A 23,417-nucleotide genomic window follows, 5' to 3' on the forward strand; every position below is an offset into this window, starting at 1 on the left:
GATGCCTGGAAAATCCCGCAATCGTCTCACTCCCGACTTGACAGAAACTTCCTCATGGATGCTCTACCGTGTGCCCGAGAAGAACGCATTTCTCTAGTAAAAATACTGTTCGCCACCAGGCAGATCCTGCAAACCAATTCGAAAGATGCTCTAGTTGAGTAGCGAGCATACCATCAACGTCGCTTCACCATCAATACCCGTACGACACCCCCACAAACACTCCGTTCAGGATGCAAGTTTCGTGTTTAGGGAGTGACACGACGGGCGTTATCAGAATTTTAATTATTCTCCACCGAGGGCGACGAAGGCCATAAATTGCAAATGCTGAATCTGCGCTGTAGTTCTCGAACGAGTCCACCTGACTGGGATGAACATCGCACAACCTCCCTCGAAGTTCTCCCGTTCTTTGAGAGGTCGCTCTTTGAGAGGTCGCTAGAGCAAATCCTATCTTGATCTTTACGTTTTGCCTCGTCTCGAGCCGTCTATAAAGTTATGAAAGCGAACTACCCGGACACGACAAGCATCGAAAATGCTCTAATCTGTGAATGTCATTCTGGAAGAATCCAAATGGGGAGCATGACTTTGAACAGATTTGCACTACCGTGTCTCCGAAATCAGTGACAGTCGTAATTCCAGCGGATAATCGGTCAGAATCGCATCCAATCCCACCTCGGCACAGTGTTGCCAGTTCTCAGGGAGATTGCCGGCAACAGTCGCCCCGGCAATGAAGGATCGTTTCCCCGCATTCCGCACCGCTTCCATCTGCCTTTTCGGTGGCAGATAGCGAAAGTAAACCCAATCAGCATCGGTGGCAGCGAGGGCAGCAGGAAATTCTTCTGTGTTATTGGCAACGACGGCAGTCTCTGCCTGGTTCGATGCTTGTTTGAGTCGCCCTCTGACATTTGAGTCTGAGATTGTCTGACCAATAAACAATAATCGCCCCAGTACATTGTGCTTCTTTGCGAGCTGAACGACTTCCTGCTCGACACCTCCGGTCTTGAGATCGACGGCAATCAAGACGCGATGCTGTTTATACTCGGCGACCAGTTTCAGGACTTCCTCGAGAGTCGGTACTTTCTCATCAGCAAACATCGGATCAAACCAACTCCCAGCATCCAGTTCACGGATTTGAGTCAGCGTAAAATCAGAGACTTTTCCAGTTCCGTTTGTGGTCCTGTCCACTGTGCTGTCATGAATGCACACCAGGTGCCCATCTTTGGTTCGCTCCACATCGAATTCAAATCCGAGTCGCAGTTCGAGGCACGCCCGAAAATTTGCCAGCGTGTTCTCTGGCGCGTGGTGCAACAGGCCACGGTGAGCGACGATCAGCGGTCGAGCTTTCTCATCTGCATCGGATTGACTGAAGAGAATGGCGATGAAGAACCCCATCAGAAGAAGTGTACGGCGAATAGTCATGATTGCTCCGTTTTATATCAGTTTCTCACACACCTTTAACATCAGCATAAACGGCTCATGACCGGCAAGGCGTTGAGTGGGAAAAATAAGTCAAGTTTGATGACAGCACTCTAACATTTCAGCCAAGCCACTGCTGCAGAAAATTCGAGGCATTCTGTGCATGGCGATGAAAACATCCCGGCCCGTGAGACAAAATCTGCGGGATAAAAGAGATTTCAGATCGCTCCCAGTCAGGGAATGGAGAAGAGAAAATCTGGCAACGGATCTCAAATTTAGAGACTCGTGACAGCTGTGATCTCACTCCGCACGTGCTAGAATCCCAGCTTCTAGCGTCCGGAAATTTACTCGGATCTGAGAACAATTGCTGGGTCAGGAATGCACGTTAGAGAGAACAATCCCGGAGAGGAGAATCGCCGCTTACAACGGACGGTGCGGGACTTGGTCGCCCTCTCGACCTTGCCTGCAAACTGGATCGGACTAGGCCCCGAGGGGATCGCCCGGAACTTAGTCGACGTTCTGTTTGACACGTTGTCGGCAGACTTGCTTTACATCCAGTTGCGTGGGCTGAAAAGTGAGGGATTGTTCGAAGTTGTCCGGACCAAAAATGGCTCCGATCCCGCGATCGTTGACACGGTTCAAGCTTCACTCCAGCCGATATTAAGCTCAGAGGAAGGGGCTCCAACCTCAACGATTTCCGATCCTTTTGGAGATGGAAAACTCCACATGGCGGTCACCCAGGTCGGGTTCGCCGAGGATCTGGGAGTTCTTATCGCCGGCTCTCGCAGCAATGAGTTTCCGACCGAACATGATCGGCTGTTACTCGACATGGTTGCGAATCAAACAGCGATGGTCCTCCAGCGTATGAAGGCTGAGGAACAACTGAGAGAGCAAGATGAGCGACTGCGAACGACACTTGCAAGCATCGGAGATGCGGTCATCACGACCGACATGAATGGTTGCTGCGTCAATCTGAATACCGTCGCTGAGTCCCTCACAGGATGGACGAACTCTGAAGCGACTGGTCAACTGCTCGACGTTGTGTTTCACATCGTGAACGAAAACACTCGTCAACCCGTGGAAAACCCGGCGACACAGGCGTTTCGAGAAGGTTCAGTTGTCGGTCTGGACAGCAATACAATCCTGATTGGGAAGGATGGCACCGAGCGGGCAATTGACGAAAGTGCGACTCCGATCTGCTCAAAAAAAGGAGACGTGATTGGTTGTGTGCTTGTATTTCGTGATGTCACTCAGCGAAGGAGACTGGAACGGGAGAATGCTAAACGAGAAGAACATTCTCGGTTCTTGGCAGCCATTATTACCTCGTCCAACGATGCCATCATCAGCAAGACTCTCGATGGAATTATTCAGAGTTGGAACGCTGCCGCCGAGCGGATTTTTGGCTATACCGCAGAGCAGGCTGTCGGTCGCCATATTTCCATGCTGATCCCGGCAGAACGAATCGCGGAGGAAGATCAGATTATCGCACAATTGCGAGCTGGGCAGCATGTCGAACATTTCGACACGGTGCGTCTCAGAAGTAATGGTCAAAGTGTTTACGTTTCATTGACGATTTCACCAATCAGAGATGCACAAGGGCAAATTATCGGGGCCTCCAAGATCGCTAGAGATATTACTGAGCGGATGGAGGCTGAGGAGCGACTGCGCGATAGCGAAACACGATTCGTTCAGCTAGGGAATGCTATCTCGCAATTGGCGTGGATGGCACAGCCAGATGGCCACATCGATTGGTACAACGACCGCTGGTACGAATACACCGGCACGACATTCGAGCAAATGGCAGGCTGGGGATGGCAAGAAGTGCTTGAGCCTGATGTCTTGCCCCAAGTCATTAAGCAGTGGCGAAGTGCGTTGGAAACCGGCAACTCGTTCGACATGACACTTCCTATACGTGGAGCGGACGGAAAGTTCCAGCCTTTCCTCACACGGGTTGTTCCCTTTCGAGATACAGACGGCAGCATCGTTCGCTGGTTTGGCACAAACACGAATATCAGTGCGATCAAGCGAACGGAGGATGAGTTGCGGGAAGCTCGTTCCCGACTGGAATCGACATTGACCGCCGGAGAAATTGGAACCTGGGAGTTCGATCCCATTAAGAATGTTGTCCGATCCGACCCGAACTTGGCGCGCATGTTCGGCGTCACGCCCGATGAGCAGGAACGCGGAGATCTCGCATCTTACCTCAAGGCAATCCACCCTGACGACAAGGGATGGGTCACAAAATCAATCGCACAGGCATTGGAGTCGGAAGAGAACTACGAAGCGGAGTATCGAATCGTTGGGAACGATGAACGCATCCGGTGGGTTGTCGCCCGTGGTCGGGTAGAGCGAGATGAATCGGGACAAGCTATTCGTCTCCCAGGTGTTGTCGTAGATATCACAGAGCGCAAGCAAGTCGAAAAATCGCTGAAAATCAGCAAAGAACAACTCCAAGTCGCGATGGAGTCTGCAGAACTCGGAGCATGGAATATCGATCCTGCTGCGAACCATCTCGAATCTGACGACCGATTTCGGATCATCTTTCACGGCAGCAACGCCCCGCTTACATACGAAGCGGCATTCGAAGCGCTTCACCCCGATGATCGCGACAGAATTCGAGATGCAGTGGCAGCAGCAATTCGGCCTGACAACCCCTCCCCATACACTGAGGAATACAGAGTGGTTCACCCGAACGGGGCGATCCGCTGGGTGTTCGGCAAGGGACGTGCGAACTTCGAGCAAACGGAAGCAGGACGCCGGCTCGTCAGCTTCGATGGCACGGTCATGGACATCACCGAACAAAGAGAGTTAAGAGAGGAACTTCAGGAACTTGCTACCCGGTTACAGTTCGTTCTGAAAACAGCACAAATCGGCGAATGGGCTCTCAATCTCGTGACCGGCACAGCTCACCGTTCTCTAACGCATGACAAGTGTTTTGGTTATGACGAGCTTCTCCCCGAGTGGAGTTATGAAATTTTCTTGAGTCATGTTCACCCCGAAGATAAGGAAGTGGTGGATCATAAATTTCATCAAGCAATGAAGGATCAATCAGATTGGGATTTTGAGTGCCGTGTCATCTGGCCAGATCAGACAATTCACTGGATTGAAGGGCACGGAAGCCACTACCAGACTGCGATCTCTAATGAAACCAGCATGTTGGGAACCGTTAAGGACATCAGCGACCGAAAGAAACAGGAGAACCAACTGCGAGATTTGGCTGTCCGATTGTCCGAAGCTGACCGTCGTAAAGACGATTTCCTGGCGACTCTGGCCCACGAACTTCGCAATCCGCTGGCTCCGATTCGGACTGGCCTGGAAGTGATGAAGTTGTCGAAGGACGACCCTGACACGATTGAAGAAATCCGCTGCACAATGGAGCGGCAGACGCAACAGTTAATCATGCTGGTCGATGACCTGCTCGATGTCTCCCGCATCACCAAAGGCAAGCTCGAACTCCGCAAGTGCCGAGTGGAACTGGCCGATGTTGTGCAGAGTGCGGTGGAAGCATCTCGCCCATTCGTCTCCGAGTCAAACCACAAACTGATAGTGAACATTCCTCAAGAGCCGATCTACCTGGATGCCGACCCCAACCGGTTGACGCAAGTTTTATCGAACCTGCTCAACAACAGCACCAAGTACACCCCCGAAGGTGGACGCATCCGCTTGTCCGCAGAACGACAGAATAATGACGTTGTCATTTCGGTTGAGGACAACGGCCTCGGCATCCCTTCCCAGATGCTCGATCGCATCTTCGAAATGTTTACTCAGATCGACCGACCGCAAGAGAAAGGCTACACAGGACTCGGTATCGGACTTTCGCTCGTCAAGTCGCTGGTGGAAATGCACGACGGGAAAATTGAAGTTCACAGCGAGGGTTCAGGCAATGGAAGCCTGTTCAGTGTGCGTCTTCCGATCCTCCTGGAACGGAACGATGAAAAACCAATCGCTGATCAGAACGAGGGACCGACGAGTCCAAAAACAAAGCGAAAGGTGCTCGTCGTGGACGATAATAAAGCGGCAGCAACCATGTTAGGCATGGTCGTCAAGATGCTCGGAAACGAGGTTCGCAAAGCCCACGATGGCGAAGAAGGAATCGAAATTGCTGAAGAGTTTATGCCAGATGTGATTTTCATGGACATCGGAATGCCCAAGATGAACGGCTACGAAGCCGCCCGGCACATACGTCTTCAACCGTGGAGCAATGGGATGACACTGATCGCCCTGACAGGTTGGGGACAAGAAGAAGATAAGCTGAAAACGAAGGAGGCAGGATTCGACCATCACCTGGTCAAGCCTGCGGAACCAGCCACAATTCAAGAACTCCTCGATAACTCAATGACCGAAACGAACCGATAGAGCAGTTTGCTCTACCGTTTGCCCGTGAATAACGCATTTCTCTAGTAAAAATGCTGTTCGCCACGAGGCAGATCCTGCAAACCAATTCGAAAGATGCTCTAGCCTTCCGCAACAGGACAACACCGATGAGTTCAGAAAAGGACCTCTCACCCTCAACCAATAAGGGGCGCAAAGACCAACTCCGGCAACTTCAACACGACATGAAAACCTACCTGGGCGTCGTAACGATGGGATTGCAAGCCTTGGAAGCGGTCAGAGAAGACCCAGAGGAATTTGCAGAGTTGTCGCAAACCATCGTTCAAGAAGGGGTCGAGCCCTTAAAGCAAATCGTAGCAGAAATTGTGGACGTTGCCGTGAATGAACAAGAGTGATACTCCCACTGTTGAGAGCGTCAATCGTATTCTCAATCTCACCGTAAACGTCATCGACGTTGACAACCACAACGAAAACGGGATTGTTACCGAGAATCTTTGGTCGTCATGAGTTTGGGGTGAGTCGCCAGCTCCTTCAAGTCTCGGACATCAACAGGCTTAACGAGATACTCGTCGCATCCGCTCTCTTTTGCCAATTGGCGATGCTCATCGTCTCCATGACCCGTCAAAACCACAATCAGCGTCGCATTGTTCAGATCAAGTCGCCGAATCTCTTGAGTCACTTCAAGTCCGCTCATATCTGGAAGCATCAAATCCAGTAAGACGATCTCCGGTTGCAGCTCTTTGTATTTCTTGATCGCTGTCCCGCCATCAAGAGCGATCTCCGGAAGGTGCCCAAGTTTCTTAAAGAGAATCGCCGTCATTCTGGCAATTCCTGCGCTGTCTTCAACAATGAGTACACGGCGAGATGGCTGGTCCATTTCTGCTTCCTGCGTTTCGTTCAATTCAATGTTCTGAACGTCTTCTTGCTCTTCAAGTGAGGGGAGCGTTACTGAGAACAGACTCCCTCGTCCCGCACCTTCACTTTCGGCCTTCACGGTTCCCTCATGAAGTTCCACAAGTTGCTTTACCAAACTTAATCCCAGCCCCAGCCCTCCCATTGAGTACTGCCTTGAGCGTTGTTCTTGAGTGAATGCTATAAACAAGTTGGGCAGTAAATCTGCTTCAATACCAACCCCATTATCCCGAATTTTGACAACAACCTGATCTCTCACTCGCCTAATGGAAAGCCAGATCGAGCCTTCTCGATCTGTGTACTTCGAGGCATTCGTCAGTAAGTTCGCAAAGATTTGTGCTAATCGAATCTCGTCGCCGATGAGTTTTATAGGTGCGGCTGGGATGTCAAGAGTCAGCTCTTGTGCTTTGTCCTGTATGAGAGGATGTACAATCTCGACGGCTCGATGAATGACGGCAGCCAAATCGAGTGTTTCTTTTTTCAATTCGATCTTGCCGTGAGCGATTCTCGAAGCATCGAGAAGATCGCTGATCAAATGACTCATTTGGTGCAGTTGACGTTTCATGGTCTCGCGGGCCTCCGCAACGATGGACGGTCGCAGGTCATCCATCTGAAGGAGTGCCACAGCAAGCTCCATCGGGGCCAATGGACCTCTCAATTCATGAGCGAGCATGGCGAGGAACTCGTCCTTGCGACGGCCTGCCTGCTCAAGCGAATCAGCCTTCTCTTGATTCGCTTTGTTCAACGCAGCTAACTCAACGTTTGCCTTCGTCAGTTTTCGCTGAACAGTAATCAGGCTGTTATTTAATCGGCTCAGATCATCATCCGATTCGCCGAAGACCATCGGGATGTTCTCTTCGATACTCTGCGAGATCGATCGCTGTGGTCTGTTTTCAGGTGCTTGACTCTCGGAGCCTGCCAATTGATTAGCGACCTGGATGGCAGCTTTCGCGTCAATCGCGTGAGCATCCGCTCCAACACGTTTCCACAAAAATGGATCGACATTAAACGGATAGCCGCCAACCACCACTTTCACATTCTCACACCCGGGATTGGCTCGCACCACACTTACAACATCTGCGAGCTTAAAGAGATGCTGTGTCATCGTGGTTGAGATTGCAAGCACTTGTGCCCCGTTGGCGATAATGCTTTGAGCAATGCTCTCAGCCGGAACATTTGCTCCCAGATAAACCGAATTCCACCCACTGACTTCAAATAAATCTGCGACAATCCGCAAACCAACTTCATGCAGTTCGTCACCAACACAGGTCGCCACGAGAGTCTTGCCCGAGGAATGATCTCTAAAAAAATATGGCTGAAGCTGAGACATCACAAACTGAGTCGCTGCGGTACAGTAGTGCTCTTGGGCGACGCTAATTTTCCCTGTTTCCCACAGTCTGCCAAGTTCCTGCTGAGTCGGCTGAATGACATGGAGATAAATTGACTCGATGTCGACTCCCAAACCCACTGCCTGCAAAACGATCTCTAAAGCATCGTTTCGGCGCGTGGCCAGAAGAAATGCAAGGTAGTCACGCTGAAGGCTTTTATGCGGATGGCTGCCAGATGAGAGAGCAGCTCCTTCCGTTGGTTCATCTCGAAGCGAGTCTATCGCTCTGTCGATGAAGGTTTTGACGACACTTGTAACGTCGCTTGGAAACTGCGTTTCTACAATGCGAATCAACTCTTCCAGAAAACTCGAAATGTCGTACTGAATCGGAGAGACCGCTTTGGGCAAATTCGATATCCACCGCACATAGTCATCCAGAAGTGCCGGACTTGAGAATTCCAGACATGCGGCCAGAATGTGAATCTGAGTCTCAGCTTGATCTACACTATGCGTTGACAGTGCGGAACGAGGCTGCATTTGTTGGTCAGACTCCGTGAAACCAAGACGAGAACAAACAATCTCCGCAAGCGCACGGCGCCCTTCTCTAAGCATCTGGGCGGAGATGTGGGCAGCGTTAGCCACGCGTGACTTCCCTGGTCTGTTTCGACTGTGCATGATGACTCTGCATAGACGCCCATCCTAGCACCGGAGTCCATAAGATGCGATGAAGACAATTCCTCAGGCAGGGCTTTTGTGCTATTAATTGCGAGTCGCTTGGATCCGACCTTGGATGAAGGCGTCGTGACATAATTGTTGCTGGATCAAAATTTCATTGGAGGCCATAGTGACTCGAGTCAGCAGACATCCTTTTCCCCAGGCGAAGACGATCGCGATTCTCTTCACATGTTTTTCGACGTCTTTGTTCGCACAGCAGGATGTGTCAGAGATTGAAGTCGCGAATCGGACGGAATTGATCGCCGCCATCAACCGAGCGCAACCCGGATCCAAAATACTCATCGCCCCGGGTGAATATCGTGGCGGATTGAGTTTCGAAAATCTTCGAGGAACGAAAGAGAAGCCGATCATTCTGGAAGGTCGTGATCCTCGTCAGCCTCCTGTGATCACCGGCGGCACTTCGGGCATTCACCTTCGCAGTCCAGCGCATATCGAACTGCGAAATCTCGTCCTGCAGGGCGCAACTGGCAACGGTCTCAACATTGACGACGGTGGAAGAGAGAACCCTCCCGGCAGGTTTGTTGTCCTGGATAGAATTCACGTGAAGGATGTTGGACCAAAAGGAAATCGTGACGGAATTAAAATGTCGGGGATCGACGATTTCGTAATCAAGGATTGCCAGATTGAACGTTGGGGAGACCGCGGATCAGCCATCGACATGGTCGGCTGTCACCAAGGGGAAATCAAGAACTGCTTATTCAGGTATCGCAGCGACATCGCCGCGAGCGGAGTACAAATGAAAGGGGGCTCTTCAGAGATCGTCCTGCATCATTGCCGTTTTGAAAATGCCGGAAGCCGAGCTGTCAATATTGGTGGGAGTACCGGCCAAGATTTCTTTCGGCCTCGGAATGCGAACTACGAAGCGAAGCGGATTAAAGTTGAAGACTGCACGATTATCGGATCGATGTCCCCGATCTCATTTGTCGGAGCAGATGGGGCAACTGTGAGGTACAACACGATATACCGACCAACACGCTGGGTCATGCGGATTCTCCAAGAATCGCAGGGACCAGAATTTATTCGGTGTCGCAACGGAGTCTTCTCGAACAATATCGTCGCGTTTCGTTCAGACGAAGTTCGCACGATCGTCAACATTGGCGGAGAGACAGATCCCGAGACGTTCAAGTTTGCAAACAACCACTGGTACTGTCTCGACAACCCTGACCGTAGTTCTCAGCTCAAGTTGCCCACCACCGAAGAACATGGCAGCTACGGAAAGCCTCCGATGTTTCAAGATCCCGAGCATGGCGATTTCGCTCTCAGCGATTTATCACCAGTTCAAAACGCTGGAGTCCGACAATAATCAGAGAGTGAATAGAGCGTAAAAATTGTCAGCTAGAGCATCTTTCGAATTGGTTTGCAGGTTCTGCCTCGTGGCGAACAGCATATTTAATAGAACTGGTCTCAAAACTTGCTGTTCACTTCTCTGGTACAGAGAAAGGTTGCAATTCCATAGGTTTTGAGACTGCTTCTAGAAAAATGCGTTCTTCATGGGCACACGGTAGTGCAAACTGCTCAATTATTCTGAGAAACAGAATCAGTCTGTGGCCGAGTTGGGAGAAGTTGATTCCGGGGGCGTAATCTCTTTCAGCCGAATAAGAACCTCGTTTCGACGAAGCGGGCCTGGAGTAAACGGAGGATCATATCCTGCAGATTCAGAAGAAATCTCCCCTTCCAGCTCTCGCGACTTCATCCAGTTCCGCAATTTCAATTCCTGACTCTTCACGAGTTCGGAGTTCATTCTTCCAGAGAAGCGAATGACGGCAAATCGCCCCCCTTCTCTCTTGCTAATTGAGACTCCCGCTCCTTGAGGCTTCGGTGCGCCTGCTGTCGCTACATCCTGAGGCACCACAAAGCCCATGGTCGCTTTCGTTTCTGCGTCGCCTCTTTCCATAAAAACAGGCGTTGTCATCTCAATTTTCTGGGCCGATTCGTTGGCTCCACTGATATAACTGAACAATCGCATGAAACTGCCATCTTTACCTTCCGAATCGGTCTCCGATTTTGTAGAGACCAGAGTCAGATCGGGATACTTGCGAATCTCAATATTGCCATCATTTTCGACGACCTCGTACTCAGCCGACTCATAGCCAGCGAATGCGGTGACGGTCCAGGTCAATCCTACAAAGACAGACAGCCCAACGATTCCCCAGAAGTAGAACATTCGCTTTTCCATTTCATTAACTCCACAAGGATCTATTGTTAGCTCTGACCACGATGGACATTTTCGAACTGATCCTGAAACCTGAGATTACTCTCTCAAGCACTGAGAAATGAATCTTCCACAAGTTTCTGGACTTGCTTTACTTTAGACCGGAGTCATTTGTTGACCACCTTCGCAGGGGTATTTTGTACTCCCTTCCCTGTGAAACGAAGGTTCTCGCAGGAATAACGCAGATCACCGCAAGCCAGAAAGCGATTGTAAATATCGCGCAGGAGTCAACGAAGGATAGAGATTCTCTTTCGGCCGAAGGATCGCTGCGACAACGAAAGACCTTTCAAAGTTATTTTCCAAGAGACTGCTATTCAGCCACACAGTAGAGGTAAGTGTTTGAGCGGATAAAGAGCTGGCCGTTGCTGATGGCTGGAGTCGCGTGAAAGTCGGAGTCATCATCTTCGAACTTGTTTGTCGCAAGTTGTTTGTACTCAGCCCCGAGTTCGACGACAACCGCATCGCCCGACCGATTGACGTAGTACATCTTTCCATCTGCGACAACTGGCGAAGAGTAGCTTTGTCCACCACCACGTCCTCCACGTCCACGGAATCCGCGCGAGCTATTCGATTCGGAAGGAGCAGCTGAGGAGGATTGGACTCGAGCCTGATACACCTCTTCGCCCGATTTGGCATCGAGGCAATTGGCGACTCCGTTGCTGATCCAGTAAAGACGATCTTCAAAATAGATCGGAGTCGAAATTCGTCCACGGTTTCGACCGGTCCAAAGGACATTGCTTTTGGTTGCGTCTCCCTTGCCCCCAACTTTGACAGCTGCCGCCCCTCCACTTCGACCTTCCACTGTGTAGACAATCCCGTCGTGTTCCACAACACTCGAACACATTGAGTCAGAATCGACAGTCTCGGCGTACCATTTCAATTTTCCGGTTTCAGGACTCAGCCCCCAAATTTCATACGGAACGCCCATCACAAGTTGTTCGCTTCCGTCTTCAAGCTGAGCGACAACAGGAGTTCCCCACGTTCCTGTGAAACCTTGGGCCTCTTGCCGCCAGATCTCTTTGCCGGTTTTCTGATCCAGAGCCACAATCGCTTTGCTTTCCGAAGTAGCTGGGACAATGAGCATCTTTCCGTAAAGAATTGGACTCGATGCGGAACCCCATCCGCGAGGATCACTTTCTGTTCCGAGTGAAGTTTGCCAGAGCTGGTTGCCTTCCATATCAAACGCGACAGCTCCAGTCTTTCCAAAGAATGCATAAACTCGTTCCCCGTCAGAGCAGGGAGTGTGAGATGCGTACCCATTCTCCGCGAACATTCCACGATACTCTTCTTCCAAACCGGTCGGCTCAATCGGTTTCGTCCATTGAATCTCACCATTCGTTCGATTCACACAGACCAGATGCAGCATCAGGTCATCGATGTTACCAGGGTTTTCTCGGCTCGTTGCATACCCGGTCCAGCACGTCAGAAATATTTTGTCGCCAACGACAATCGGGCTTGATGAACCAGGACCGGGGAGTTTTGCTTTCCATTTGAGATTCTCACTCTCGCTCCAGGTCACTGGGACAGCACCATCTTCGCTGATTCCAGAACCATTTGGGCCACGAAACCGTGCCCAGTCAGTCGCCTCAACGGAATTCGTATTGAAGGAAATCGCAACCAGAAGTGCCGCACAATAAGCTGACCGAAGCATGTTTATTCCGTTCTTTGAGGGATTGACGAAAGATGTCTCCTGTTTGTTTTAACACCCTTCGAGCCAGAATAGTTTCGCAGTTTTTGAAATCTGCAGGTTGCCCAAAGCACCTGCAAGACTGCTGAAATGGTTCTGATTCACTCGACTTTTGATCAGTTGTTCAAGATTTTTTTGACTGAATTTTAATGTATTCGGAGAGTTGAACAGATCAACGTTCGGGGATACCTTACAAACTTAAGAGAAAGCGTCTGGTTTCCACTCGGAGGGAGCAGACGCTCACCAATTTCAATACCTGCTTCGGACAAACATATCGATTCGACAACTGAGGAGATCACATCTTATGGGACTTTTTGACTCGCTCTTCGGCGGCATGGACGGAGGCGGACGACTTTCTCCTCAGGAAGCCTTCGCGGGAATTCTGATGGGTGCGACAGCTTGCGACGGACACCTCGCGGACGATGAAGTCAACGGCTTGTGCGTCGCGCTCACCCGCATGAAACTGTACGAACGTATGAACGACAAGCAGTTCAACCAAATGTTGAATAAGCTCTACGGAGTCATCAAAAAGAAAGGAGTCGAGTTCTTAATTGATGGATGTGTCGAGCAGCTTCCTGCCGGTCTGGAAAAGACAGCGTTTGCGAATGCTTGCGACATTGTCCTGGCAGACGGAGTCATCGAGGATGACGAAAAAGAATTCATCGAGAAACTGCGAAAGAAATTGAACCTCGAAGGTCCGGTCGCCAAGGTGATTGCCGAAATTATGGTTGTCAAAAACCGGGGATAGCCTGAAGCACCGGCTCCCCCATCAACGACAGCGAAAATTGAAAGCCAGCACATTCATACGCTCTCCCTGAACTTAACAGGATCGGTATTATGTCTTTATTTGATGACGTCCTCGGTGATTCAGATGCATTCTCAGAAAAATCGTTTGGCCCACAGGAAGGATTTGCAGGGATTCTGATTTCCGCATCTGCCTGTGATGGACATACTTCGGACGAGGAAGTCCGAGGGGTAATGAAAATTCTGGGCCGCATGAAACTTTACTCTCGCCTGTCCGATTCCAATTTCGGCAGTATGATGGATCGACTGCTTGGCGTGCTCAAGAAAGGAGGACCGGAGAAACTGATTCAAAAATCAATCCCCGCCATTCCTCCGGAACTTCGAGAAACAGTTTTTGTCAACGCGTGCGACATCGTCCTCGCTGACGGTGTCGTGGAAAACGACGAAAAAGAGTTCATCGACCAAATGATGCGCCAGCTCGAAATCGAAGACAACCGCGCAAAAACCATCATTAAAGTCATGGTCTATAAGAACAAAGGCTGAGAATCGTGACGAGCTGAGGCTTTAATGGTCAGAGCTTCCATGTTATCCTCGATTTCCCAACAATTTGACACTGCGCGTCTTTAAATAAAAGAGTTAAGCTGACATTGGTCTCACAAATCTGCATGGTAGAGAACAGCCCTTGAATTACAAAAGTCATCTTTACGATCGCAGAAAGTGTTGAGAATTCTCGAATAAGATCTCTTAGATGCTTATCACTTACTCAGGTTACGTTCAATTGTACAGACGTTGTTAGATCTAGAGCAGTTTGCTCTACCGCGTGCCCGTGAAGAACGCATTTCTCTAATAAAAATGCTGTTCGCCACGAGGCAGAACCTGCAAACCAACTCGAAAGATGCTCTAATAAATTTTACAAACGCCTGTTCCTGTGAACGGGCGTTGCTTTTTTCCTGCACGATCACCGAGATCTGCTGCCATTCACCCATCCCCTATTGACATCCATGTCCACTGAAATCTCACCGGAATCGACCCCCCAGGAGAACAGCGATAACGAACCTAGCCAGACAGGTCTCCTAGTCTCCATCGTCATCTTCATCGCGTTCGCTGCTTTTTGGTGGCTCTCTTCGACGACAGAGGCGACCTGGGCAACACTCGGGTTTCTGATGTTCGAAGTTGCGGTCATTTCCATTGTGATCTGGCAAGCTTGCGATCCATTTGCAGACGCAGCTCAATGGGTGGGACAAAAATTACAAATCCCCGGATCGGTCCGTGGGGCGACGCTCGATGCAATTGCCAGTTCGATGCCGGAACTCTTCAGCGGGATCTTCTTTGTGGTTCTGGCGATTCAGGCAGTCAGCGGTGGTGGAGATGCCAAAGCTATCGAAGCTGCCGGAGCAGAAGGCTATGGTTCGACAATTGCGACTTGCGCCGGAAGTGCGGTGTACAACATGATTCTGATCCCGGCGTTCTGCGCGCTGGTGATCGCCTACACTCGCAAGGAACGTCCGACGATTGATGTCGAAGATGAAGTCATCTCACGTGATGGTGTTTGGTTTGTCGCCTGTGAAATGCTCCTGATTCTGTTTCTGTTTCAAAACACAATGTACTGGTGGATGGGGATTATTTTCCTCATCGCTTACGCCATTTATATCTATCAGCTCTATCATGACGCACTTGTCTTTCGAAGGAAGATGGCAGCCATAAAGTCCTATTTGACTGAAACATCAGCGGACGTCGAGATTGGAGAAGTCATCGACGCATTACATGCACAGGGGCTGAATGTCTCCAGAACGCTGACCATGCAAGCTCAGGATGAAATCCGGCTGCACATTAGCCGTGAGGAACTTGAAGAAGAAGAGACCCCCGACGAAGCTGGAGCCTTCTTTGGTTATCTTTCAATCCCACTCAATAATCTCTCGACGCCACTCATCCTGCTGACAGCGACCATTGTCTCTGCGGTGGCGTGTTATTTTCTGGTTGAGGTCACTATCGAAACTGCAAAAGAACTTGCAGTCCCGGCGTTTTTCGTCGCGGTGATTTTGGCGGCTGCGGCATCCTCAGTCCCCGATACATTTCTGGCAATCGCAGCAGCCCGACGTGGCGATGACTCCGGTGCCGTTTCCAACGCCTTCGGATCGAACATCTTCGACATCTGCGTCTGCCTGTCGATCCCTCTTCTCGTCAACAGTTATCTCACTGGGTGGCAGCCTGTAACGTTGCTGCAAGATGGCAAACCGATTGCCGGACTTGTCGGTTTACGTATTCTCCTCGTTGCTTTGACTGTGGCAACACTGGCAATCATGTGGCATAACCGCCAGTTAACCTTTAAGAAGGCAATTGTCCTGTGCGGACTCTATGCCATCTTCATTGCTTACGCTGTTCTAGGATCGCTCGGGATTTTATTTTAGAGCATCTTTCGAATTGTTTTGCAGGATCTGCCTCGAGGCGAACAGCATTTCACTAGAGAAATGGATTCTTCACGGGCAAACGGTAGAGCATACTGCTCTAAAACGAGAAGCTTCCTGGATCAGGTTTCTCAACGATCAATAAGCCATGTTCAAGTTTCTGGTTCAGTCACAAATTGGCGAAGAGAATTATTCGTCCGAAAAAATTAAAGAACCACATTTTTACATGTTGAGTGCTTTGCGAAGCACTGGTTCCATCGCTTCGGCATGTCGATAGAACCCCAAATCAGAGGGATGCGAGCCATCGGTGGTGTCGTCACGATCTTCTCCGAGCAGACTGTTCCCATCGATGTAGAACAGAGATTTTGCTCCGCTCGCCAGCAATGACTGATACGCTGCCTGATATGCCTTGCGGCTTCCGGCATGCCGATCCTGCTGCGATTGCAAGAAAGGTGCGCTGGCATACGTCCGGTCTTCAACCATCACAATTGGAGTTTCAGGACGGGCCTCACGAAGTTGCTTGACCATGTTTTCGGCACGGGCTGCGACTTCTTGCCCCACCATGTTCGGCAAACAGTCGAGAACATAAACAGCTGGATCGAGTTCCGCTAAGAACTCTCCGACTTCGGGTTCCATCTTTCCATTCCCGGAGAATCCCAAATTGAGAATCGGAAGATTCAGTCGACGCCCGAGAATGGATGGGTGTGGCATTCCCGGACGAGATGCACACGCTCCATGAGTAATTGAAGTTCCATAAAACAGAACTGGTTTCTCTTGTCGCGGTTCAATTGGCTCGAAGACATTTCCCTCTGGAACTCCAACTTTCAAAAATTCGGTTCCGTTATAAAGCGGAAGGTAGATCATGTAATTCCGCTTGCCTGGAATAAGACCGGTGATCAAATTCACCTGAGCAGCCTGCTTGGTAGGTTTCACCACCGCAATCCACTTCCAGTCTCCTTTCTCATCTTGGCCATACAGATCAAATCCACTCACCCCGGTCGCTGGCATGTGTGGCATAGACAGACTCGACGACGTCACTTTGTAATCGACATGGATCGATGTTGCATCCGTTGTGAATCGCACTGACATCCCGGCAGAGTGTCGACTCAAGTTCCAAACTGGAGTACGAACTTTCCCCTCTGCACGGGCAGGGAGACGATCGAAAAACTTCGCTGTGTCGTTCCAGCCTTTCCCTTCAACTCCCCAGTCCTTCACATCGTGCCAGACAATTTTCTTTCCCTGATCCTGACCAAAACTGAGGGAATAAGGTGCAACAGCGAACAAGCTGGTCGCTGCGAGAAATCTTCGACGAGAGAGAGGCAATGTCATTGGTTCTGTCACTTTTTTAAGTGGACTATTTTACGATTGATGCGAGGCTCTAACAGAGACGTTCTCTCACCGATATCATCTTGAATGAGTAGCATCGAGAGCTGAACATCACCCAATCATTCTCTTATCACTCTAAGAGAGCGCGTTGAATCACTATAAAATGGATTGACAGATGGAAGATCTGGTTGGTTTCATTCATTTTCCGCCCAGTTCATTTCAGTTTCTGCGTAGTCAAGTTATGGTTCCACGATCGATTTTTCAAGTTTTGTGAGGCTGGGGCAATGGGTCCTGGTACAATTCTCGAGCAAAGCGGAGAACGTAATCGACCGATCTCGACGCCCTCATCAACGATGAGTAACATCGAAATCACGAATACAACCGCGAAATCGTTGCAATTTATTAAAATCACTCTTCTTGTTTCAGGGTTTGCCAGAACAAATTGTTTGAGCAAATTTATGAGAGCAAAGAAGAAATTCCAACAAGACTTTTAGAGCATCTTTCGAATTGGTTTGCAGGGTCTGCCTCGCGGGGAACAGCCTTTTTACTATAGAAATGCGTCCTTCACAGGCAAACGGTAGAGCAAACTGCTCTAAAATCGGTATCATTGACTGGAAGTCCGGTCACTTTTCAAGTTCTGATAATGCGAATCAGTCAATAGAGACAGGGAAATGGAACGCGAACAACTTAAAGAGACTCTTTCGGAACTGCATCAGGAACTCGCAAAGTCTCCCGAACTGGTTGATACTGAAACGAAAGCCTTGATCCAACAACTGGCAACAGACATTCAATTAGTCTGTACGACGGAAACGCCCGAGCCTGATGAAAATGGCGAGCCCGTGCAAATTGAGAAAGAAGGCGTCCTCGATCAACTTCTGAGTCTTACGGATGAATTCGAAGAATCCTACCCGAAACTCGCTGAAGTGATTGGACGCGTGGCAACTGCACTCAGCAGGATTGGAATCTGACGGAGCAAACTGTAGTAACTACATGCCCCGCTCTTTTGCTAGGCGACATATCCCAGTTTCCGATAACGATCCATTTTATTGCGGAGCGTCCGTGAGGTGACTCCCAGAGTTTCGGCAGCGGCGGCTTTGTTCCCCTGGTTCTGGGACAACCGCATTAAAATTACACGTCGCTCAATCTCTTCAAGTGGAAGTTTCAAAAAACTGGCAGGGAGTTCGTCTTCAAACGAAGCCCGTTCTGTCAGTGTGGGAAACTCAACTGCGGTGATCTCTGGCCCTTGAGCCAGCACGCAACTTTTCAAGACAGTATTCCTTAATTCACGGACGTTTCCCGGCCAGTCATGCTCACAAAGTTGCCTCATGACAGATGAGGAAACCCGAAGAACCTGACACTCCCCTTCAGACTGAAATCGTTTCAGAAAATGTGTCACGAGGGGAGGAATGTCATCCCGACGTTCTCGAAGCGGTGGAATATCGAGGCATAGGACGTTGATCCGATGCAGCAGGTCTTCACGGAATCGTCGCTCTCGAACTTCTTGATCCAGCAAACGATTTGTGGCTGCCACAATGCGAGCGTTGACGCTCAAAGTTTGATTGCTACCGACGCGCTGATACTCACGCTCTTCAAGGACTCGTAACAATTTTGCTTGCGTCCCAATCGGAAGTTCGCCGATTTCATCAAGAAAGAGTGTCCCGTTTTCAACGACTTCCAATCGTCCCTGACGAGCTTGAGTCGCCCCGGTGAACGCCCCTGTTTCATGTCCGAACAGTTCGCTTTCAATCAACTGTTCTGAGAGTGCAGCACAATTGACTTGCAAATAGGGATTCTTGCTGCGGTTGCTGAATTCATGAATCGCTCGCGCCAACAATTCCTTCCCTGTTCCAGTTTCACCTGTAATCAAAATCGCTGCAGATGACTTTGCGAATCGTTTCGTTCGGTCTAACAACTCGTTGATGCACTGCGACTGAAAAATGATCGACACGTTTTTCCCCCGGATCGCTGCCAATGCTATTAGAGCAGTTTGCCCTATCGTGTGCCCGTGAAGAACGCATTTCTCTAGTAAAAATACTGTTCGCCACGAGGCAGTAAGCCAAAACATTTTATGCTACTGCCCCAAGAACTGCCCGCCACCTCAAATTTGAGTTCGCTCTTAATGCTTCTGATAGGCGGCTTTCATCTGTTTCACTTGAAACTGATGATCCCGTTTCGGAAGCAACTGCTCTCTTTTAAATTTGAGTTCCCGCTCAAGAACACCAACCTCTTTGAGTAACATCGAAATGAGCCGCTCCTGCTCTTTGACAAGTGCTGAAAGCTGTTCGGAATTCCGTATCAAGCCAAACATTTCTTCTGATGCCCAACCGGTGTTCACCTCTGCTTGCTGAATGGCATTCATGACTTCCTGTAATTCACAATCGACGTCTCCTTCCTGTGAATCAAAACGTTTCAGAATCTGCAGGCCCTTTAGGTACAACGCATTGAGGCAAAGCAAGTGCTTTTCAACTGAACGCTCATTCAGTTCATTTCGTGAGGTCATTAACTTCCCTTTCCCACTGCTCCAGAGCAACTGAGATCGCTTGAATTTTCCTGTCGATCTCGATTTGTTCTTGAATCTGGTCGAGCCACCAACCCGAAACCGTTCCGATCCACTCCGACTCCTCATCGGAAACCAAACGGCGATACAATTGTTGGGCCACCTCCAGTTGACCAAGTTTGCGATAACACCCCGCCCGCAGAAAGTCAGCCCAGTGCGATTCATGGCGACTCCAATCAGTCTTCTCAATCGCACTCAAAACCCGCAGGCATTCATCGTAGTGTCCCGTCGCGAACAGGCTTGAAGAAAGTGCGAACCGATCAATAGGCCCATCACTCTTTTGAGAATCCCCGATCGTTTCCAAGTTAGTCGCTGGAGGTAATTCCGCTTCAGTTTGCAAGGGATCGTCGATCGGCTGATCGTTCAAATCCTTCGCCATCGAGGGCACTCTCGAATTTGTCCCGCCTGGCTCTTGCTGGCCTTCTCTGTCAGGCATCGTCGCTGAATGGACCGGACTCGGCTTGGTACTTGTCTCAGACTCAGACTCTGGCTCCGTTTTTGTTTCTACTGAAGCTTCGCCAGAAGATGGAAGAGCCAACGGCACCTTGACCTTCCCCGGATGAGTAGAATTTGTTGATGAACTCTTGCCACGCTTCATCTCCATCCACCGCTCGGTCAGTTGTTCCATCTGTTTCTGCAGATCATCAAACCGCTGCTTCTTCAGTTCCAATAAATTCTCCTGCTGAGGAGAATTCAGCTGATTCGTTTTTTCGACAACTTCATCAATCAATGAACTCGAAGGGCTTTCGACTTCCTGAGCAGCAAGCGAATGCTGTGCGATAAAAATTAAGCAGACTGAGAAGAACACGATCGTAATTTTCATAGTCAGCGAATTCAAAAAAAGTGAGAATGTGAAAGGCGAGCAATGTTGTATCACGGTTTGTTGCCGATCAGGTCAGTTTCGAGAGTTCCCGTATAGCACTGAATCGCCATGTCGTGTTGCCCCTGCGACTGATAGACATGACCAATCTTTTGAAGCAGTTGCTGTTTCACTTTTCCAGACGACTCCGGATTGCTGATCACCGCTTTGTATAATTCAAGCAGTTCCTCAAGCGTTATGTTCGGCGGAAGACTTGAAATCATGTCGAGTGAGTCGTTCGACGCCCCGTCTGATTGACGACATATCTCATCAGTAGCCAAACTCGCAACGCTCGATCCAGAGAACAGCAGCGTTCGAAGTTGTTTCTCGATTGGAAGCCCAAGATGCTGCGACTGATGAGATTGAAACAATCGCTGAGCTTCTTCTTTGAATCCGAGTTCATGGTATTCTCGGCAACTTAAGAACCACCAGTATTCGCCAAACGTCGAATTAAGATCAAGATTACTCAATGCCGAGATCAACTCGACACTCTCACGCCGAGTTCGCGTTTTTGAACTCATGTCCCCTGATTCGATCAGGGATGAGATGATCGTGATTTCATTTCGTTTTTCGAAAGAGTGTCGGTTCTGCAAACATCGTGCGAGCACTTCCTCACTCTCAGGGTATTGCCCTGACATTTGATACGCAGCGGCTAACGACAAAAGTATTTCCATTTTCAATCGATCATTGACCGTTAAGTCCTGTGCGATGCGAAGAGGTGAGACCGCTTTCGTGGGGCAGGCATTTCGCAGATGAATCCGACCTATGTAAAGATTTGCGATGGCACCGGTATCGCCTCCCTCGCCGAGATCTGCAGCCTTATAAAAACCCGCCAATGCCTCTTCCCAATTTTTTCCCAAATGACACTTTCCAATATTTAGCCAAATTTCCCCGGCATGCGTCGTTTCAGGGAATTGTTCTAATGTCCGTTGGAGCCCCCGCATGGCTGCAATTCGATCACCTTGCCGAGCCTTTAACGAAGCGAGTGCAGTCAGACTGATTGGGGCCAGTGAGTGTTCCGGTGCTGAGGTCATTGCGAATCGCAGTAACCGCTCAGCTTGTTCCAGTTCGACATTCACATCTGCATCTTCCAGAGACCGAACATGAATCTCATTTCCCTGTTCCGACCAGCGACACTCCAGGGGGAATAGAACTGAGTCGTAAATCACCGAAAGGGGTAGTCCTTGAAAGTTTGTGGCGATGTTTCGCTGAGACAGTCTCTCCAGACATTCATCTTCAATGACGCATTGAATTCCCGATGCGGCAGAGATTTGAACAAGAAAGTCGCTCACGGTAATCCCGGGAGATTGAACCTCCAGAAGGATCGAGTCGGAGGAACTGTCCAATCTCAAAACGTTTCGGACGAGTTCATTAGACGAAATTTGCGAGTGACTTGCACGAGACGTCACAAGAACTTCGTTGACGAAATTTTCGGCGGCGATCTCTTCCAGAGGAATGCTCAGATCATCGTCTGAAAGAGACGACAATTCCGCTTCCGACTTTAATGCGATCGCTGCGGAGACCAGCCCGAGTTGATGCACGAGCCTTGCTTCGACGGCGACCGAGCGAACGTCTTGATGAGTCAGCAAAGTACGAAGAAGGTCGTTTCGTGCTGAGAGTGCTTTTCCGCTTTTCGACCAGATTCGCGCCCGACCAAGACGAGCTGCGGTGAGGACTGGCTGCGATTGGGTTCGGCTGATCGCTGTTTGATAATTTTCAACTGCCTCTTGATACAGCCCGAGTGTTTCCTGGCAGACCGCAAGTTTTAGAAATGTTCGACCGTCCACGCGAGAGCCTTGTGTCTTACAAATTTCTGAGAGCAGGTCCTCGGCATGTTCATAGCGAGCATCTTGAATTGCCTGCTCCGCTTCGTCTAACAGGGTTGGAGTAGAACGCGAAACTCTCTGAACATTGCGTAGGAGAGGTGGCTGACTGGATGCCGTCTGTCCCGGGGAATCAAGATCTTTCGGCTCAACCTTCTTGTGCTGTTCAGAGTTTTTGTCTCGCTGGAATCCGCTGGATTCCCCGACCTTAAGAGCTGCATACTTCAGTTTTTGCTGAGAGATCAATCCGATGCACACTCCGAAGATGATGCAAATTGCCGTGGCAATCCCTATTGAGCGTGATCTCATCTGCATGTTGATCCCCTCTTTCGATCAGCTAGAGCATCTTTCGAATTCGTTTGCAGGTTCTGCCTCGTGGCGAACAGCATTTCTACTAGTGAAATTCGTTCTTCACAGGCACACGGAAGAGCAAGCTGCTCTAGCAATCTCATCATGTCTGTTGCTCATCATTTTAGAACTGATCCTGAAACTTGAAATTGCTCTCTCAAATGTTGAGGAAAGCGGCTACTCCAGAGGTTTTCGGACTGGTTCTAAATTGCCATGCGTTTACCACACGGCATGCTTCTTCAAGAAACAGTCCGCGACGTAAGGAATGTTGCAGCCGTTAAAAATTGCTTAACCGTGCCAATCTCATCGACGTCTTTCGAAACCGAGTTCAGCAAAAAAACTTTGAGCAAGTTTTGCTCAAGCGCTTCGATCACTTCACTGGCACATCATGCTGGAGAAGAAACGATGCAAATCCAAAGAGTTCATACTGAACATCAGCCGTTTCCCTCTTCGGGAGGTCCACATTCGACCTCTTCCCCGAGGGTCATCGATGAACAGATTTCAGCCCGGAAAGATCAATCGAACGCAGAAATCCTGCGTTCGGCAGCCTCTCCTGATGAGATCTCGTCATTCTTGGAGCAACTCCGTTTATTACCAGACCAGAATGACAATGCCGTCGAACTCGCCCGAGAGCGTTATCTCTCAGGTGCGTTGTTTTCACGCGAAGTTGCGGAATCGGTTGCAACTTCGCCACTGAAGGACTTTGTGTTTTGAACTGTTCGTGGCGACTTACACGA

General features: G+C 49.7%; 17 protein-coding genes. 8 read left to right on the top strand and 9 right to left on the bottom strand.

Annotated elements, in window-relative coordinates; all coding sequences use genetic code 11:
* Positions 1–597 precede the first annotated feature (597 nt).
* A complete protein-coding gene (locus ACN0YR_RS18760) occupies positions 598–1,416 on the bottom strand; it encodes a glycerophosphodiester phosphodiesterase (RefSeq protein ID WP_417850744.1) in 819 nt (272 codons plus the stop codon).
* Between the two features lie 375 nt (positions 1,417–1,791).
* On the opposite strand from ACN0YR_RS18760, the gene ACN0YR_RS18765 reads away from it, so the two are divergent.
* Positions 1,792–5,769: a PAS domain S-box protein gene (locus tag ACN0YR_RS18765; RefSeq protein WP_417850745.1), complete on the top strand. Its 3,978-nt coding sequence runs from the start codon at positions 1,792–1,794 to the stop codon at positions 5,767–5,769.
* A 125-nt stretch (positions 5,770–5,894) separates the two neighbouring features.
* On the top strand, positions 5,895–6,140 hold the full coding sequence (locus tag ACN0YR_RS18770; protein ID WP_417850746.1) for a hypothetical protein: 246 nt from the start codon (positions 5,895–5,897) through the stop codon (positions 6,138–6,140).
* Positions 6,141–6,226: 86 nt separating this feature from the next.
* Here the strand turns inward: ACN0YR_RS18770 and ACN0YR_RS18775 are convergent, their stop codons facing one another.
* Positions 6,227–8,521 (bottom strand): ATP-binding protein, encoded by a 2,295-nt coding sequence (locus tag ACN0YR_RS18775; RefSeq protein WP_417850747.1) that lies wholly within the window; start codon positions 8,519–8,521, stop codon positions 6,227–6,229.
* Positions 8,522–8,828: 307 nt separating this feature from the next.
* Here ACN0YR_RS18775 and ACN0YR_RS18780 point away from each other — a divergent pair, with 307 nt between their 5' ends.
* Positions 8,829–10,022: a right-handed parallel beta-helix repeat-containing protein gene (locus ACN0YR_RS18780; RefSeq protein WP_417850748.1), complete on the top strand. Its 1,194-nt coding sequence runs from the start codon at positions 8,829–8,831 to the stop codon at positions 10,020–10,022.
* A gap of 234 nt (positions 10,023–10,256) precedes the next feature.
* Here ACN0YR_RS18780 and ACN0YR_RS18785 read toward each other — a convergent pair whose 3' ends face one another.
* Complete coding sequence (locus tag ACN0YR_RS18785; protein WP_417850749.1) at positions 10,257–10,895, bottom strand: SOUL family heme-binding protein; 639 nt, start codon at positions 10,893–10,895, stop codon at positions 10,257–10,259.
* 346 nt (positions 10,896–11,241) lie between these two features.
* Positions 11,242–12,582, bottom strand: a complete 1,341-nt coding sequence (locus tag ACN0YR_RS18790; protein WP_417850750.1) for a PQQ-binding-like beta-propeller repeat protein — start codon at positions 12,580–12,582, stop codon at positions 11,242–11,244.
* A 340-nt stretch (positions 12,583–12,922) separates the two neighbouring features.
* Between ACN0YR_RS18790 and ACN0YR_RS18795 the strand changes: the two genes are divergently transcribed.
* From ACN0YR_RS18795 to ACN0YR_RS18805, 3 genes are all read left to right on the top strand, one after another.
* Positions 12,923–13,366 (top strand): tellurite resistance TerB family protein, encoded by a 444-nt coding sequence (locus tag ACN0YR_RS18795; protein ID WP_417850751.1) that lies wholly within the window; start codon positions 12,923–12,925, stop codon positions 13,364–13,366.
* An 89-nt stretch (positions 13,367–13,455) separates the two neighbouring features.
* A complete protein-coding gene (locus ACN0YR_RS18800; protein ID WP_417850752.1) occupies positions 13,456–13,905 on the top strand; it encodes a tellurite resistance TerB family protein in 450 nt (149 codons plus the stop codon).
* A 458-nt stretch (positions 13,906–14,363) separates the two neighbouring features.
* A complete protein-coding gene (locus ACN0YR_RS18805) occupies positions 14,364–15,770 on the top strand; it encodes a sodium:calcium antiporter (protein WP_417850753.1) in 1,407 nt (468 codons plus the stop codon).
* 219 nt (positions 15,771–15,989) lie between these two features.
* Here the strand turns inward: ACN0YR_RS18805 and ACN0YR_RS18810 are convergent, their stop codons facing one another.
* Positions 15,990–17,096 (bottom strand): SGNH/GDSL hydrolase family protein, encoded by a 1,107-nt coding sequence (locus ACN0YR_RS18810; protein WP_417850754.1) that lies wholly within the window; start codon positions 17,094–17,096, stop codon positions 15,990–15,992.
* 668 nt (positions 17,097–17,764) lie between these two features.
* On the opposite strand from ACN0YR_RS18810, the gene ACN0YR_RS18815 reads away from it, so the two are divergent.
* Positions 17,765–18,061 carry a DUF4404 family protein gene (locus ACN0YR_RS18815; RefSeq protein WP_417850755.1) on the top strand — a complete coding sequence of 99 codons (297 nt, stop codon included), beginning with the start codon at positions 17,765–17,767 and terminating at the stop codon, positions 18,059–18,061.
* A gap of 38 nt (positions 18,062–18,099) precedes the next feature.
* Here ACN0YR_RS18815 and ACN0YR_RS18820 read toward each other — a convergent pair whose 3' ends face one another.
* The 4 genes from ACN0YR_RS18820 to ACN0YR_RS18835 all read right to left on the bottom strand — a co-directional run bounded on the left by ACN0YR_RS18820 (position 18,100) and on the right by ACN0YR_RS18835 (position 22,647).
* Positions 18,100–19,041, bottom strand: a complete 942-nt coding sequence (locus ACN0YR_RS18820; protein WP_417850756.1) for a sigma-54 interaction domain-containing protein — start codon at positions 19,039–19,041, stop codon at positions 18,100–18,102.
* Positions 19,042–19,209: 168 nt separating this feature from the next.
* Positions 19,210–19,593, bottom strand: a complete 384-nt coding sequence (locus tag ACN0YR_RS18825) for a hypothetical protein (RefSeq protein ID WP_417850757.1) — start codon at positions 19,591–19,593, stop codon at positions 19,210–19,212.
* Entirely contained in the window at positions 19,577–20,473 is an 897-nt protein-coding gene (locus tag ACN0YR_RS18830; protein ID WP_417850758.1) for a hypothetical protein, read from the bottom strand. The genes ACN0YR_RS18825 and ACN0YR_RS18830 overlap by 17 nt, the downstream gene beginning before the upstream one ends.
* A gap of 50 nt (positions 20,474–20,523) precedes the next feature.
* Positions 20,524–22,647: a tetratricopeptide repeat protein gene (locus ACN0YR_RS18835; protein ID WP_417850759.1), complete on the bottom strand. Its 2,124-nt coding sequence runs from the start codon at positions 22,645–22,647 to the stop codon at positions 20,524–20,526.
* A 438-nt stretch (positions 22,648–23,085) separates the two neighbouring features.
* Between ACN0YR_RS18835 and ACN0YR_RS18840 the strand changes: the two genes are divergently transcribed.
* Positions 23,086–23,394 carry a hypothetical protein gene (locus tag ACN0YR_RS18840; protein ID WP_417850760.1) on the top strand — a complete coding sequence of 103 codons (309 nt, stop codon included), beginning with the start codon at positions 23,086–23,088 and terminating at the stop codon, positions 23,392–23,394.
* Positions 23,395–23,417 lie beyond the last annotated feature (23 nt).

It is taken from the genome of Thalassoglobus sp., from assembly GCF_048270125.1.
Lineage (GTDB): Bacteria > Planctomycetota > Planctomycetia > Planctomycetales > Planctomycetaceae > Thalassoglobus.